The 14,628-nt window shown below is 66.9% G+C and carries 4 protein-coding genes; all 4 read left to right on the top strand.

Going from position 1 to position 14,628, the window contains the following annotated elements; translation table 11 throughout:
* A partial coding sequence (locus D0T21_RS29745; protein ID WP_373886696.1) for a beta strand repeat-containing protein occupies nucleotides 1-2,555 on the top strand: 2,555 nt, incomplete at its 5' end.
* 445 nt (nucleotides 2,556-3,000) lie between these two features.
* Nucleotides 3,001-10,926, top strand: a complete 7,926-nt coding sequence (locus D0T21_RS32685; protein WP_229211692.1) for a heme utilization protein — start codon at nucleotides 3,001-3,003, stop codon at nucleotides 10,924-10,926.
* Between the two features lie 201 nt (nucleotides 10,927-11,127).
* A complete protein-coding gene (locus tag D0T21_RS29735; protein WP_116993980.1) occupies nucleotides 11,128-13,278 on the top strand; it encodes a peptidase domain-containing ABC transporter in 2,151 nt (716 codons plus the stop codon).
* Nucleotides 13,251-14,618, top strand: a complete 1,368-nt coding sequence (locus tag D0T21_RS29730; protein ID WP_116993979.1) for an HlyD family type I secretion periplasmic adaptor subunit — start codon at nucleotides 13,251-13,253, stop codon at nucleotides 14,616-14,618. Before D0T21_RS29735 ends, D0T21_RS29730 begins: the two co-directional genes overlap by 28 nt.
* Nucleotides 14,619-14,628 lie beyond the last annotated feature (10 nt).

The raw sequence follows: 14,628 nt of genomic DNA, 5'->3' as shown, positions 1-14,628 counted from the left end.
GCCTGACCACCAGCCAGATCGTCGCGCTGACCACCGCGCAAGCGAGCACGCTGAGCACCGCCCAAGTGGCCGGCCTGAGCACCAACGCCATCGCCGCGCTGGAAACGGCCGACTTCGCAGCGCTGAAATCGGACGCGATCGCCGCCCTGAGCGCGAATCAAGTCAAGGCGCTGACCACCAATCAAGTCGTCGCCCTGACCACCACCGAAGCGGCCGCGCTGAGCACCGCCCAAGTGGCCGCGCTGAGCACCGCCTCGGTGGCCGCGCTGGAAACGGCCGACCTGTCGGCCATCAAGACGGCCGCCATCGCCGTCCTGAGCTCGGCACAAGTGGCGGCGCTGGGCACCGCCCAGGTCAACACCTTGGCCACCGCCTCGCTGGCCGCGCTGAACACCGCCGGCATCGCCGCGCTGACCACCGACCAGGTCGTCGCACTGACCTCGGCCCAGCTGAGCAGCATGGGTTCGGTACAGGTTGCCGCGCTGACCAGCAACGCCATCGGCGCCATCGAGACCGCCGACCTGTCCGGCCTGACCACCGCCAACGTGGCCGTGCTGCGCAGCGCGCAACTGGCTGGCCTGGCGACCGCGCAAGTCGCCGCGCTGTCGACCAACCAGGTGGCCGCGCTGAGCACCGCCGCCGTGTCCGGCCTGAGCACCAACCAGATCGTCGCGCTGACCACCGCGCAAGCGAGCACGCTGAGCACCGCGCAGGTCGCCGCGCTGACGACCAACGCCATCGCCGCCCTGGAAACGGCCGACCTTGCCGCCCTGTCGACCAACGCGGTTGCCGCGTTGAGCGTCAACCAGGTCAAGGCGCTGACCACCAACCAGATCGTGGCCCTGAGCACCGCCGAAGCGGCCGCGCTGAGCACCGCCCAAGTGGCCGCGCTGGGCACCGCCTCGGTGGCCGCGCTGGAAACGGCCGACCTGTCGGCCATCAAGACGGCCGCCATCGCCGTCCTGAGCTCGGCACAAGTGGCCGCGCTGAGCACCGCCCAGGTCAACAACCTGGTCACCGCCTCGCTGGCCGCGCTGAGCACCGCCGGCATCGCTGCGCTGACCACCAGCCAGATCGTCGCGCTGACCTCGGCGCAACTGTCCTCGCTGAGCACCGCGCAAGTGGTGTCGCTGACCTCGGCCAGCATCGGCGCGATCGAGACGGCCGACCTGGTCGGCCTGAGCACGGTCGATGTCGCCGCCCTGCGCACCACGCAGCTGGCCGGCCTGGTGACCGCCCAGGTCGCCGCGCTGTCGACCGGCCAGGTCGCCGCGCTGGCCACCTCGGCCTTCGCCAGCGGCCTGAGCACCTCGCAGGTCGCCGCCCTGACCACCGCCCAGGCCGCATCGCTGAGCGTGGGCCAGGTCGCCGCACTGTCGACCAACAACCTCGCCGCGCTGGCCACCGCCGCGCTGGCGGCCTTCACCACCCAGGAAATCGGCGCGCTGACCGCCGGCCAGCTGGGCGCGATGAGCTCCAGCCAGGGCGTGGCGCTGACCTCGACCCAGGTCGCCGCCTTGACCACCGCCCAGGCCGCCGGCCTGTCGACCGCGGCCCTGGCCGCCCTCGACACCGCCGACCTGGTGGCGATGAGCACGGCCGCGATCGCCGCGCTGAGCACCAAACAGTTCGCCACCCTGCGCACCGCTGAAATCGCTTCGCTGACCACCAACCAGGTGCACGCGATCACCTCGGCGCAATTGCATGCGATGACCACCGACCAGGTCCACGCGCTGACCACCGCGCAGGCCCAGGCGCTGTCGTACCTGACCCCGATCGTGCTGGACCTGAACGGCAACGGCGTGCAGACCACGGCGCTGGGCCAGGGCGTGCAGTTCGACTTGCTGGCCAACGGCAACAAAGTCAACACCGGCTGGACCGCCGGCGGCGACGGCTTGCTGGCCCTGGACCGCAACCATGACGGCGTGATCAACGACGGTAGCGAACTGTTCGGTTCGGGCACGACGCTGGCCAACGGCCAGAAAGCGGCCACCGGCTACCAAGCGATGGCGGAACTGGACACCAACGGCGACGGCACCATCGACGCCAAGGACAGCGCCTTCGCCGACCTGCGCGTCTGGGTCGACGCCAACGCCGACGGCGTCAGCCAGGCGGGCGAGCTGAAATCGCTGGCCGACCTGGGCATCACCAAGCTCAACCTGGATGTCAAGGTGGGCGGCGCGGTCAACAACGGCAACATCCTGGGTCTGACCTCGACCTTCGAGACGGCCGACGGCGCCACCCATGCGGCGGCCGACGTGTGGTTCGCCACCACGCCGACCAGCAACCTGAGCGGCAGCGTCAGCAACCTGGCCCAGGCGATGTCGGCCTTCGCCGGCGGCGACGCGCCGGCGGCCGCGGCGCCTAAGCTGGAGCTCGAAGGCAAGGGCGTGGGCGGCAGCGTGGCCCAGCTGGCCGACGCGCTCAAGCAGTTCGACGCCAGCGGCAAGCCGGTGCTCGGCGCCGAGAGCCAGGCGGCCACCGACAGCGCGCTGCGTCTGAAAGCGTTGCAGTCGCAGGGCGGCCACGGCTTCCTGGCGGCGCCAGGCAAGTAAAGCAATTCCCCGGCGCCAGCCGGAGGTGGCGGCAAACGGCAGGGCTCAGGCCCTGCCGTTTGTCCCACGGAGGTTGTTTTTGAGAAAAGATGGCCCGCTTTTTGCATTGCACTGAGTAAACAAAAAAGCTTAATCCAGCGCAAAAAAGGGTCGCTTTGTACGTACAGGGCGGTAGCCCGCCGGGTTTTGGGCGGTGATTAACTGAAACTATGTGCTGTTCCATTGCAATTAAAATGTTAACTGGAGGCAAAATCATGGCCGGCGTATCCTAAAGTTGCCTCCGTTATTGACGTTAAGAACTAAAGTGCATGGATTTATGATGACCATGCGCAAGTAAAACGCAAAGAAATCCAGTAGCACCCAATTCAGATGGAGCCGCGGGCGAGACCTGTTGGCTCCATCATCTGTCTGTATAGAACTGTGCAGTGCCCCAAGGAGAATGGAAATGAGCCTCGTAACTAGCATGAGTACCGACCAGATCGCAGCTCTGTCGACCCAGACCATTGCTGCCCTCGCTACTAGCGATATCGTAGCATTCAGCTCAGACCAGACTCGGGCATTGACGACCGATCAGACGGTGGCCCTGACCACCACCCAGATCTCCGTACTGACCACCAAGCAAATGTCCAACGGCTTGACGACCGACCAGATCGTCGCGCTGACTTCCAACCAGGTAGGCGTGCTGAGCTCGGCCCAAGTCGGCGCCATGGCGACTGCCTACATCGCCGCGCTGGAAACGGCCGACTTCGCCGCGTTGAAATCGTCGTCGATTTCCGGGCTGTCGACCGCCCAGCTGGCCGCGCTGACCACCGACCAGGTCGTCGCGCTGACCACCGCGCAAGCCAATGCGCTGAGCAGCGCCCAGCTCGCCGGCCTGAACACCAACGATGTCGTGGCCATGGAAACGGCCGATGTGCTGGCGCTGAAGACCGCCGTCATCGCCAGCCTGAGCACCAGCCAGATGGCGTCGCTGACCACCGACCAGGTGGGCGCGCTGTCGACCGCGCAGGTCGCCTCGCTGAGCACCGCCAACCTGGCGTCCGGCCTGACCACCGACCAGATCGTCGCGATGAATTCCAACCAACTGGGCACCCTGAGCACCGCCCAGTTCGGCGCGCTGGGCACCAGCGCCGTGGCCGCGATTGAAACGGCCGACCTGGCCGCGCTGAAAACCAGCCTGATCGCCTCGATCAAGTCCTCGCAACTGGCGGCCCTGACCACCGACCAGCTGTCGAACCTGACCACCAACCAGATTTCCGCGCTGACCACCGCCAGCATGACCGCGCTGAGCACCGACCAGGTGGTCGCGCTGACGACCAGCCAGGCCGCCGCGCTGACCTCGCAACAAATCGGCGCATTGTCGACCAACGCCATCGCCGCGATTGAAACGGCCGACCTGGCCGCGCTGAAGACCGCCGTCATCGCCGGCCTGTCGACCAGCCAGGCCAAGGCCCTGACCACCGACCAGATGGTGGCCTTGAGCGCCGGCCAGGTCGGCGCGCTGAGCTCGGCCCAGGTGGTCGCGCTGGGCACCGCCTCGATCGCCGCGATTGAAACGGCCGACATCGGTTCGCTGAAAACCGCCGCCATCGGCGCCCTGAGCACCGCGCAGAGCGCCGCGCTGACCACCGACCAGATCGTCGCCATGGGCACCGCCCAGATCTCGGCCATGACCACCGCCAACCTGGCGTCGGGCCTGACCACCGACCAGATGGTGGCCTTCAGCTCGAACCAGCTGGGCGTGCTGAGCACCGCGCAATTCGGCGCCCTGACCACCGGCGACGTCGCCGCCATCGCCACCGCCAACATCGTCGGCCTGAAAACCAACATCATCGCCGCGCTGAAAACCGCGCAACTGGTGTCGCTGACCACCGACCAGCTGTCGAACCTGACCACCAACCAGATCGCCGCGATCACCACCGCCAACGTCGCCGCCCTGACCACCGACCAGGTCGTCGCGCTGACGTCCAACCAGGTCGGCGCGCTGAGCTCGGCCCAGCTGGGCGCCTTCAGCACCAACGACATCGCCGCGATTGAAACGGCCGACATCGGCGCGCTGAAATCCGCCGTGATCGCCGGCCTGAGCAGCAACCAGACCAAGGCCCTGACCACCGACCAGATCGTCGCCCTGAGCAGCAGCCAGGTCGGCGCACTGTCGAGCTCGCAAGTGGCCGGCCTGAGCACCGCCTCGATCGCCGCGATTGAAACGGCCGACGTCGGCGCGCTGAAGACCGCCGCCATCGGCGCCCTGAGCACCGCCCAGACCTCCGCGCTGACCACCGACCAGATCGGCGCCATGGGCACCGCCCAGATCGCGTCCATGACCACCGCCAACCTGGCGTCGGGCCTGAGCACCGACCAGATGGTGGCCTTCAGCTCGAACCAGCTGGGCGCGCTGAGCACCGCGCAATTCAACGCCCTGACCACCGGCGACGTCGCCGCCATCGCCACTGCCAACATCGTCGGCCTGAAAACCAACATCATCGCCACGCTGAAGACCGCGCAACTGGCGTCGTTGACCACCGACCAGCTGTCCAACCTGACCACCAACCAGGTCGCCGCGATCACCACCGCCAACATCGCGGCGCTGACCACCGACCAGGTCGTCGCACTGACGTCCAACCAGTTCGGCGCGCTGAGCTCGGCCCAGGTGAGCGCCTTCAGCACCAACGACATCGCCGCGATTGAAACGGCCGACATCGGCGCGCTGAAGTCCACCGTCATCTCGGCGCTGAGCACCAGCCAGGCCAAGGCCCTGACCACCGACCAGATCGTCGCCCTGAGCAGCAACCAGGTCGGCGCCCTGACCAGCGCGCAAGTGGCCGGCCTGACCAGCGCCGCCATCGCCGCGATCGAGACGGCCGACATCGGCGCATTGAAAACGGCCGCCATCGGCGCCCTGAGCACCGCGCAGACCGCCGCGCTGACCACCGACCAGATCGTCGCCATGGGCACCGCGCAAATCGGCGCGATGACCACCGCCAACCTGGCTTCGGGCCTGACCACCGACCAGATCGTGGCGATGAGCTCGAACCAGCTGGGCGCGCTGAGCACCGCGCAATTCGGCGCGCTGTCGACCGGCGACATCGCCGCGATCGAAACGGCGGACATCGTCGGCCTGAAAACCAACATCATCGCCTCGCTGAAGACCGCGCAACTGGCGTCGCTGACCACCGACCAGCTGTCCAACCTGACCACCGCGCAAGTGGCGGCCATCACCACCGCCAACGTCGCGGTGCTGACCACCGACCAGGTCGTCGCACTGACGTCCAACCAGGTCGGTGCGCTGAGCTCGGCACAACTGAGCGCCTTCAGCACCAACGATATCGCCGCGATTGAAACGGCCGACATCGGCGCGCTGAAATCCGCCGTGATCGCCGGCCTGAGCAGCAACCAGACCAAGGCCCTGACCACCGACCAGATCGTCGCCCTGAGCAGCAGCCAGGTCGGCGCACTGTCGAGCTCGCAAGTGGCCGGCCTGAGCACCGCCTCGATCGCCGCGATTGAAACGGCCGACATCGGCGCGTTGAAAACCGCCGCCATCGGCGCCCTGAGCACCGCGCAGACCGCCGCGCTGACCACCGACCAGATCGTCGCCATGGGCACCGCGCAAATCGGTTCGATGACCACCGCCAACCTGGCGTCCGGCCTGAGCACCGACCAGATGGTGGCCTTCAGCTCGAACCAGCTGGGCGCGCTGAGCACCGCGCAATTCAACGCCCTGACCACCGGCGACGTCGCCGCCATCGCCACCGCCAACATCGTCGGCCTGAAAACCAACATCATCGCCACGCTGAAGACCGCGCAACTGGCGTCGTTGACCACCGACCAGCTGTCGAACCTGACCACCGCGCAAGTGGCGGCCATCACCACCGCCAACATCACGGCCCTGACCACCGACCAGGTCGTCGCATTGACGTCCAACCAGTTCGGCGCGCTGAGCTCGGCCCAGGTGAGCGCCTTCAGCACCAACGACATCGCCGCGATTGAAACGGCCGACATCGGCGCGCTGAAGTCCGCCGTCATCTCCGCGCTGAGCACCAGCCAGGCCAAGGCCCTGACCACCGACCAGATCGTCGCCCTGAGCAGCACCCAGGTCGGCGCCCTGACCAGCGCGCAAGTGGCCGGCCTGACCAGCGCCGCCATCGCCGCCATCGAGACGGCCGACATCGGCGCGCTGAAAACGGCCGCCATCGGCGCCCTGAGCACCGCGCAGACCGCCGCGCTGACCACCGACCAGATCGTCGCCATGGGCACCGCGCAAATCGGCGCGATGACCACCGCCAACCTGGCTTCGGGCTTGACCACCGACCAGATCGTGGCGCTGAGCTCGAACCAGCTGGGCGCGCTGAGCACCGCGCAATTCGGCGCGCTGTCGACCGGCGACATCGCCGCGATCGAAACGGCGGACATCGTTGGCCTGAAAACCAGCATCATCGCCTCGCTGAAGACCGCGCAACTGGCGTCGCTGACCACCGACCAGCTGTCCAACCTGACCACCGCGCAAGTGGCGGCCATCACCACCGCCAACATCGTGGCGCTGACCACCGACCAGGTCGTCGCGTTGTCGTCCAACCAGTTCGGCGCCCTGAGCTCGGCACAACTGAGCGCCTTCAGCACCAACGATATCGCCGCGATTGAAACGGCCGACATCGGCGCGCTGAAATCGGCAGTCATCGCCGGCCTGAGCACCAACCAGGTCAAGGCCCTGACGACCGACCAGATCGTCGCCTTCAGCAGCAGCCAGATCGCCGGCCTGAGCAGCGCTCAAGTGACCGCGCTGGGCACCGCCTCGATCGCCGCGATCGAGACGGCCGACATCGGCGCGCTGAAAACCGCCGCCATCGGCGCCCTGAGCACCGCGCAGACCGCCGCGCTGACCACCGACCAGATCGTCGCCATGGGCACCGCGCAAATCGGCGCGATGACCACCGCCAACCTGGCGTCGGGCCTGACCACCGACCAGATGGTGGCGCTGAGCTCCAACCAGCTGGGCGCGCTGAGCACCGCGCAATTCAACGCCCTGACGACCGGCGACGTCGCCGCCATCGCCACCGCCAACATCGTCGGCCTGAAAACCAACATCATCGCCTCGCTGAAGACCGCGCAACTGGCGTCGTTGACCACCGACCAGCTGTCCAACCTGACCACCGCGCAAGTGGCGGCCATCACCACCGCCAACGTCGCGGCCCTGACCACCGACCAGGTCGTCGCGCTGTCGTCCAACCAGTTCAGCGCGCTGAGCTCGGCCCAGGTGAGCGCCTTCAGCACCAACGATATCGCCGCGATTGAAACGGCCGACATCGGCGCGCTGAAATCGGCAGTCATCGCCGGCCTGAGCACCAATCAGGTCAAGGCCCTGACGACCGACCAGATCGTCGCCCTGAGCAGCAGCCAGATCGCCGGCCTGAGCAGCGCTCAAGTGACCGCGCTGGGCACCGCCGCGATCGCCGCGATCGAGACGGCCGACATCGGCGCGCTGAAAACGGCCGCCATCGGCGCCCTGAGCACCGCGCAGACCGCCGCGCTGACCACCGACCAGATCGTCGCCATGGGCACCGCGCAAATCGGCGCGATGACCACCGCCAACCTGGCGTCGGGCCTGACCACCGACCAGATCGTGGCGCTGAGCTCGAACCAGCTGGGTGCGCTGAGCACCGCGCAATTCGGCGCGCTGTCGACCGGCGACATCGCCGCGATTGAAACGGCGGACATCGTTGGCCTGAAAACCAGCATCATCGCCTCGCTGAAAACCGCGCAACTGGCGTCGCTGACCACCGACCAGCTGTCCAACCTGACCACCGCGCAAGTGGCGGCCATCACCACCGCCAACATCGTGGCCCTGACCACCGACCAGGTCGTCGCGCTGTCGTCCAACCAGTTCGGCGCGCTGAGCTCGGCCCAGGTGAGCGCCTTCAGCACCAACGATATCGCCGCGATTGAAACGGCCGACATCGGCGCGCTGAAAACGGCAGTCATCGCCGGCCTGGGCACCAGCCAGGTCAAGGCCCTGACGACCGACCAGATCGTCGCCCTGAGCAGCACCCAGATCGGTGGCCTGAGCAGCGCCCAGGTGACCGCGCTGGGCACCGCCTCGATCGCCGCGATCGAGACGGCCGACATCGGCGCGCTGAAGACCGCCGCCATCGGCGCCCTGAGCACCGCCCAGACCGCCGCGCTGACCACCGACCAGATCGTCGCCATGGGCACCGCGCAAATCGGTTCGATGACCACCGCCAACCTGGCGTCGGGCCTGACCACCGACCAGATGGTGGCCTTCAGCTCTAACCAGCTGGGCGCGCTGAGCACCGCGCAATTCAACGCCCTGACCACCGGCGACGTTGCCGCCATCGCCACCGCCAACATCGTCGGCCTGAAAACCAACATCATCGCCACGCTGAAGACCGCGCAACTGGCGTCGCTGACCACCGACCAGGTGTCGAACCTGACCACCGCGCAAGTGGCGGCCATCACGACCGCCAACATCCTGGCGCTGACCACCGACCAGGTCGTCGCACTGACGTCCAACCAGATCGGCGCCCTGAGCTCGGCCCAGCTGAGCGGCTTCAGCACCAACGACATCGCCGCGATTGAAACGGCCGATATCGGCGGACTGAAAACCGCGGCGATCGCCGGCCTGAGCACCAGCCAGGCTGCGGCGCTGACCACCGACCAGGTCGTGGCGCTGAGCGCCACCCAGGTTGGCGCCCTGACCAGCGCGCAAGTGGCTGGCCTGAGCACCGCCTCGATCGCCGCGATCGAAACGGCCGATGTCGGTTCGCTGAAAACCGCCGCCATCAACGGCCTGCGCACCGCCCAGCTGGCCGCGTTGACGACCGATCAGATCGGTGTGCTGAGCACCGCCCAGATCGCCTCGCTGACCACCGCCAACCTGGCCAGCGGCCTGACCACGGATCAAGTGGTGGCCCTGTCGTCGAACCAGCTCGGTTCGCTGAGCACGGCGCAGGTGAACGCCCTGACGACCGGCGCCATCGCCGCGATCGAAACGGCCGACATCGGCGCGCTGAAGACCAGCATCATCAACACGCTGAAAACGGCCCAGGTGGCTTCGCTGACGACTGACCAGGTCGTTGCGCTGAGCACCGCCCAGGTGAGCGCGATGAGCACCGCCAACCTCGCCTCCGGCCTGACCACCGACCAGGTTGTCGCGCTGAGCTCGACGCAGGTCGGCGTGCTGAGCACCGCACAAGTGGGCGCCCTGGCGACCGCCGCGATCGCCGCGCTGAGCACCGCCGACGTCACCGCGCTGAAGACCTCGGTCATCGCCACCTTGCAGACCGCGCAGATCACCGCGCTGACGACCGACCAGATCGTCGCGATGTCGAGCCAGCAGATGCAGGCGTTGACGACCAGCCAGATCAAGGCGCTGTCGACCAACCAGCTGGTGGCCATCGAGACGGCCGACTTCGTGGGCCTGAAAACGGCGTCGATCGCCGCGCTGAGCACCGCGCAGCTGCATAGCCTGACGACCGACCAGATCCACTCGATGATCACCTCGCAAGTGTGTGCGATCACCAGCGCCCAGGTGCCTGGCCTGACGACCGACCAGATCGCGGCACTGCCTTCGCCGCTGGGTACGCCGATCGTGCTGGACCTGAACGGCAACGGCATCAACACCCTGGGCCTGTCGGCTGGCGTGAACTTCGATCTGCTGGCTAACGGCAACAAGGTCAACACCGGCTGGGTGGGCGGCGGCGACGGCCTGCTGGCCCTGGATCGCAACGGCGACGGCGTGATCAACGACGGTAGCGAACTGTTCGGTTCCGGCACCACGCTGGCCAACGGCCAGAAAGCGGCCACCGGCTACCAGGCCCTGGCGGAACTGGACACCAACGGCGACGGCGTGATCGACGCCAAGGACAGCGCCTTCGGCAAGCTGCGTGTCTGGGTCGACGGCAATGCCGACGGCGTCAGCCAGGCCGACGAGCTGAAATCGCTGGCCGACCTGGGCATCACCAAGCTGAACCTGGATGCGAAGCAGAACGCGTCGCTCAACAATGGCAACATCGTTGGCATCACGTCCACCTTCGAGACCAGCGACGGCGCCAGCCACGCAGCGGCGGACGTCTGGTTCCAGATGGGCGCCACGGCGGCGGCCAGCCTGAGCTCCTCGGTCAGCGGCCTGTCGGCGGCGATGTCGAGCTTCAGCGCGGCGGCGGCGACGGTGACCACCACCGCCAAGCTGGAAGTGCCGAACAGCGTCAACACGGCAGTGGCCGCGATGGCGGACGCGATCAGCAATTACGACAACAAGCTGACCGCAACCAGCAACGCCGCCTCCACCGAGGACACGTTGCGACTGAAAGCGCTGCAGGGAGGCAACCACAACGGCTTCCTGGCTGCCAAGTAAGCCCAAGTAAGCAGCTTCCGATCAGGAAGTAAGGACGGCAAGACCCACGGGTCTTGCCGTTTTTTTTTGAGCCGGGGAACAGGGCGGTAAACCGGTCGGTGTTTCAGCAACACAAAACCCTCCGCCAAGCACTGCACTAGGTTAGAATCCGAAGGCTGGCACGATAGTGCGGCAATGCAAGATTTAACCTTGATCAGGCTTATGCACGATAAATTTCCCCATACCGCGATACAGTGTCTGACGGCCATCGCGCAGCATCACGGTTTGCAAATCAATCCGGAACGCCTGATCGACGACTACGCGCTGCGCGCGGAAGAGCCGGGCACCGGCGCGCTGCTGCGCATCGCCTCGGACATCGGCCTCAAGGCCAAGGCCGACCAGCTGACCTGGTCGCGCCTGATGGCGCAGGGCGGCGTGTTCCCGCTGATGGCGCGCCTGAACGACGGCAACATGGTGATCGTGGTCGGCGTCAAGCCGGGCGAGAACGGCGGGGAAGACACGGTCGCCGTGCTCAACCCGGCCAGCGCCAACGCCGCCGTGGTGATGGTGGCGCGCAGCGAATTCGAGCGGCGCTGGAGCGGCGACGTGCTGTTCGTCAAACGCCAGCACAAGCTGTCCGATCCCAACCAGCCGTTCGGCCTGCGCTGGTTCATCCCCGAAATCCTGAAGCAGAAAGCGGCGTTCCGCGACATCTTCATCGCCGCCGTCGCCATGCAGCTGCTGGCGCTGGCCTCGCCGGTGTTCTTCCAGCTGGTGATCGACAAGGTGCTGACGCACCAGAGCGTGACCACCCTGCAGGTGCTGGGCGTGGGCATCGTCGCCGCGCTGATGTTCGACGCCACCTTCGGCTTCCTGCGCCAGACGCTGACCCTGGCCGCGTCCAACAAGATCGACATGCGGCTGACGCGCCGCGTGTTCGGCCACCTGCTGTCGCTGCCGATCGACTTCTTCGAGACCACCAGCGCCGGCGTGGTCACGCGCCACATGCAGCAGCTGGAAAAGATCCGCAACTTCCTCACCGGCCGCCTGTTCTTCACCGGCCTGGACCTGATCGCGCTGGTGGTGTTCGTGCCCATCCTGTTCAGCTACTCGTTCAAGCTGGCGATGATCGTGCTGCTGTTCGCCGGCCTGATCGCCTGCGTGGTGATGGCCATGGTGCCGACCTTCCAGCGCCGCCTCAACGCGCTGTACGCGGCCGAGGGCCAGCGCCAGGGCATGCTGGTGGAAACCATCCACGGCATGCGCACCGTCAAGGCGCTGGCGATCGAGCCGTCGCAGCGCCGCATCTGGGACCAGCGCTCGGCCGAGGCGATCACCATGCACTTCCGCGTCGGCCAGATCTCGATCGCCGGCAACGCCGTCACCGACTTCCTCGGCAAGCTGCTGCCGGTCACGCTGATCGTGGTGGGCGCCGCCGACGTGTTCGACAGCACCTTGTCGGTGGGCGCGCTGATCGCCTTCCAGATGCTGTCCGGCCGCGTCACCCAGCCCTTGATTTCCATCGTCGGCCTGGTCAACGAATACCAGGAAACCGCGCTGTCGGTGCGCATGCTGGGCGAGGTGATGAACCGCGCGCCGGAAGGCCGCGCCGGCGCCAACGGCCTGCGTCCCATCCTGCAGGGCGAGATCCGCTTCGACGACGTCACCTTCCGCTATCCGGGCGCGCAGGCGATGGCGCTGGACAAGGCCCGCTTCACCATCGAGCCGGGCACGGTGGTCGGCATCGTCGGCCGCTCCGGCTCCGGCAAGACCACCTTGACCAAGCTGATCCAGGGCCTTTACCCGGTGCAGGAAGGCATCGTCCGCTTCGACGGCATCGACGCCCGCGAGATCGAGCTGTCGCACCTGCGGCGCCAGATCGGCGTCGTGCTGCAGGAGAACTTCCTGTTCCGCGGCACGGTGCGCGAGAACCTGTCCGTCACCAAGCCGGACGCCACCTTCGAGGAACTGGTGGAGGCCGCCGCGGCCGCCGGCGCCGACGAATTCATCGAGCGCCTGCCGCTGGGCTACGACACCATCCTGGAAGAGAACGCCTCCAACCTGTCCGGCGGCCAGAAGCAGCGGCTGTCGATCGCCCGCACGCTGGTGGCCAAGCCGCGCATCCTGATCCTGGATGAAGCGGCCTCGGCGCTGGATCCGGAATCGGAAGCCATCTTCATCAGCAACCTGTCGAAGATCGCGGTCGGCCGCACAGTGGTGATGATCTCGCACCGCCTGTCGACCCTGGTCAACGCCGACAAGATCATGGTCATGCAACAGGGCCGGCTGGTGGACGCCGGCCGCCACGAAGAACTGCTCATCAGTAGCGACACTTACCAGCACTTATGGAACCAGCAAACAAGTCACCTCTAAGCCTCAAGCGCCGCCGCAAGGACGAGACCGAAATCGGCTTCCTGCCCGATGCGGACGCCATCGAGCGCGGCCCGCTGCCGAAGTTCGTGCGCATCACGCTGCACGTGCTGATCGGCGCGTTCGTGTTCTTCATCCTGTGGGCCTGCTTCTCGCCGGTGGAAAAGATCGTCGTCGCCCACGGCCGCCTGGTCAACCCGCTGCCCAACATCGTGGTGCAGCCGCTCGACACCTCCATCATCCAGAGCATCGAGGTGCGCGTCGGCCAGGTGGTGAAAAAAGGCCAGGTGCTGGCCCGTCTGGACCCGACCTTCACCGCCGCCGACGAGCAGCAGCTGCGCGTGCGGCTCGACAGCCTGGACACCCAGACCGCCGGCCTGCGCGCCGAGCTGGCCGGCCAGCCGGGCGCCGTCACCAACGGCAAGTCGAATGCCGACTCGCTGCTGCAGGCGCAGCTGTCGAGCGAGCGCAAGGGCAATTTCGAAGCGCAGAAGACCAAGATGGACCAGAACATCGCGCGCCTCAAGGCCGGCCTGGAAACCAACAAGCACGACCAGGTGATCCTGGCCCAGCGCGTGAAATCGCTGCGTGAAGTGGAAGCCATGCAGGAACAGCTGATGGCCGAGCAGTTCGGCGCCAAGATGCACTTGCTGGAAGCGCGCGACCGCCGCCTCGAAGTCGAGCGCGACATGGACCTGCAGCGCAACAAGGCGGTCGAGATGGCCAGCGAGCTGGCCTCGGCGCAGGCCGAGCGCGCCGCCTTCGACAAGAGCTGGCGGCAGAAGACCATGGAAGACCTGCTGAGCGCCTCGCGCGACCGCGACGGCATCAACGAGCAGCTTGCCAAGGCCGACAAACGGCATAAGATGGTGCAGATGGTGGCGCCGGCCGACGGCGTGGTGCTGGAGATCGGCAAGCTGTCGGTCGGCTCCATCGTGCGCGAGGCCGAGCCGCTGTTCACGCTGGTGCCGCTGGGCGCCGAACTGGAGGCGGAAGTGCAGATCGATTCGCTCGACATCGGCTACATCAAGCCGGGCGCGCTGGTGCACCTGAAGGTCGACGCCTTCTCGTTCCAGCAGCACGGCATGTTGGACGGCAAGGTCCGCACCATCAGCCAGGACGCGTTCAAGCGCGAGCAGACCGACAAGAACGGCGGCGGCCTCGACGCCTACTACCTGAGCCGCATCCCCTACACCGGCAAGCTGAAGAAGATGACGCCGGGCGCGCAGCTGCTGCCGGGCATGACCTTGTCGGCGGAGATCGTGGTCGGCCACCGCACCGTGATGTCCTACCTGCTGTACCCGTTGACGCGGGCGATGGACGAATCGATCCGCGAGCCTTGAGAACCACCAC

It is taken from the genome of Duganella sp. BJB476, assembly GCF_003416895.1.
In the GTDB taxonomy this organism is placed as follows: domain Bacteria; phylum Pseudomonadota; class Gammaproteobacteria; order Burkholderiales; family Burkholderiaceae_D; genus Rugamonas.
The sequence above is the reverse complement of the archived record's forward strand: the minus strand, read 5'-3'. Positions and strand labels throughout refer to the sequence as shown.

What these genes read in the sequence shown, in the direction of transcription:
- D0T21_RS32685 (WP_229211692.1), top strand. Translation starts at nt 3,001, where the DNA reads ATGAGCCTCGTAACTAGCATGAGTACCGACCAGATCGCAGCTCTGTCG.
- D0T21_RS29735 (WP_116993980.1), top strand. Translation starts at nt 11,128, where the DNA reads ATGCACGATAAATTTCCCCATACCGCGATACAGTGTCTGACGGCCATC.
- D0T21_RS29730 (WP_116993979.1), top strand. Translation starts at nt 13,251, where the DNA reads ATGGAACCAGCAAACAAGTCACCTCTAAGCCTCAAGCGCCGCCGCAAG.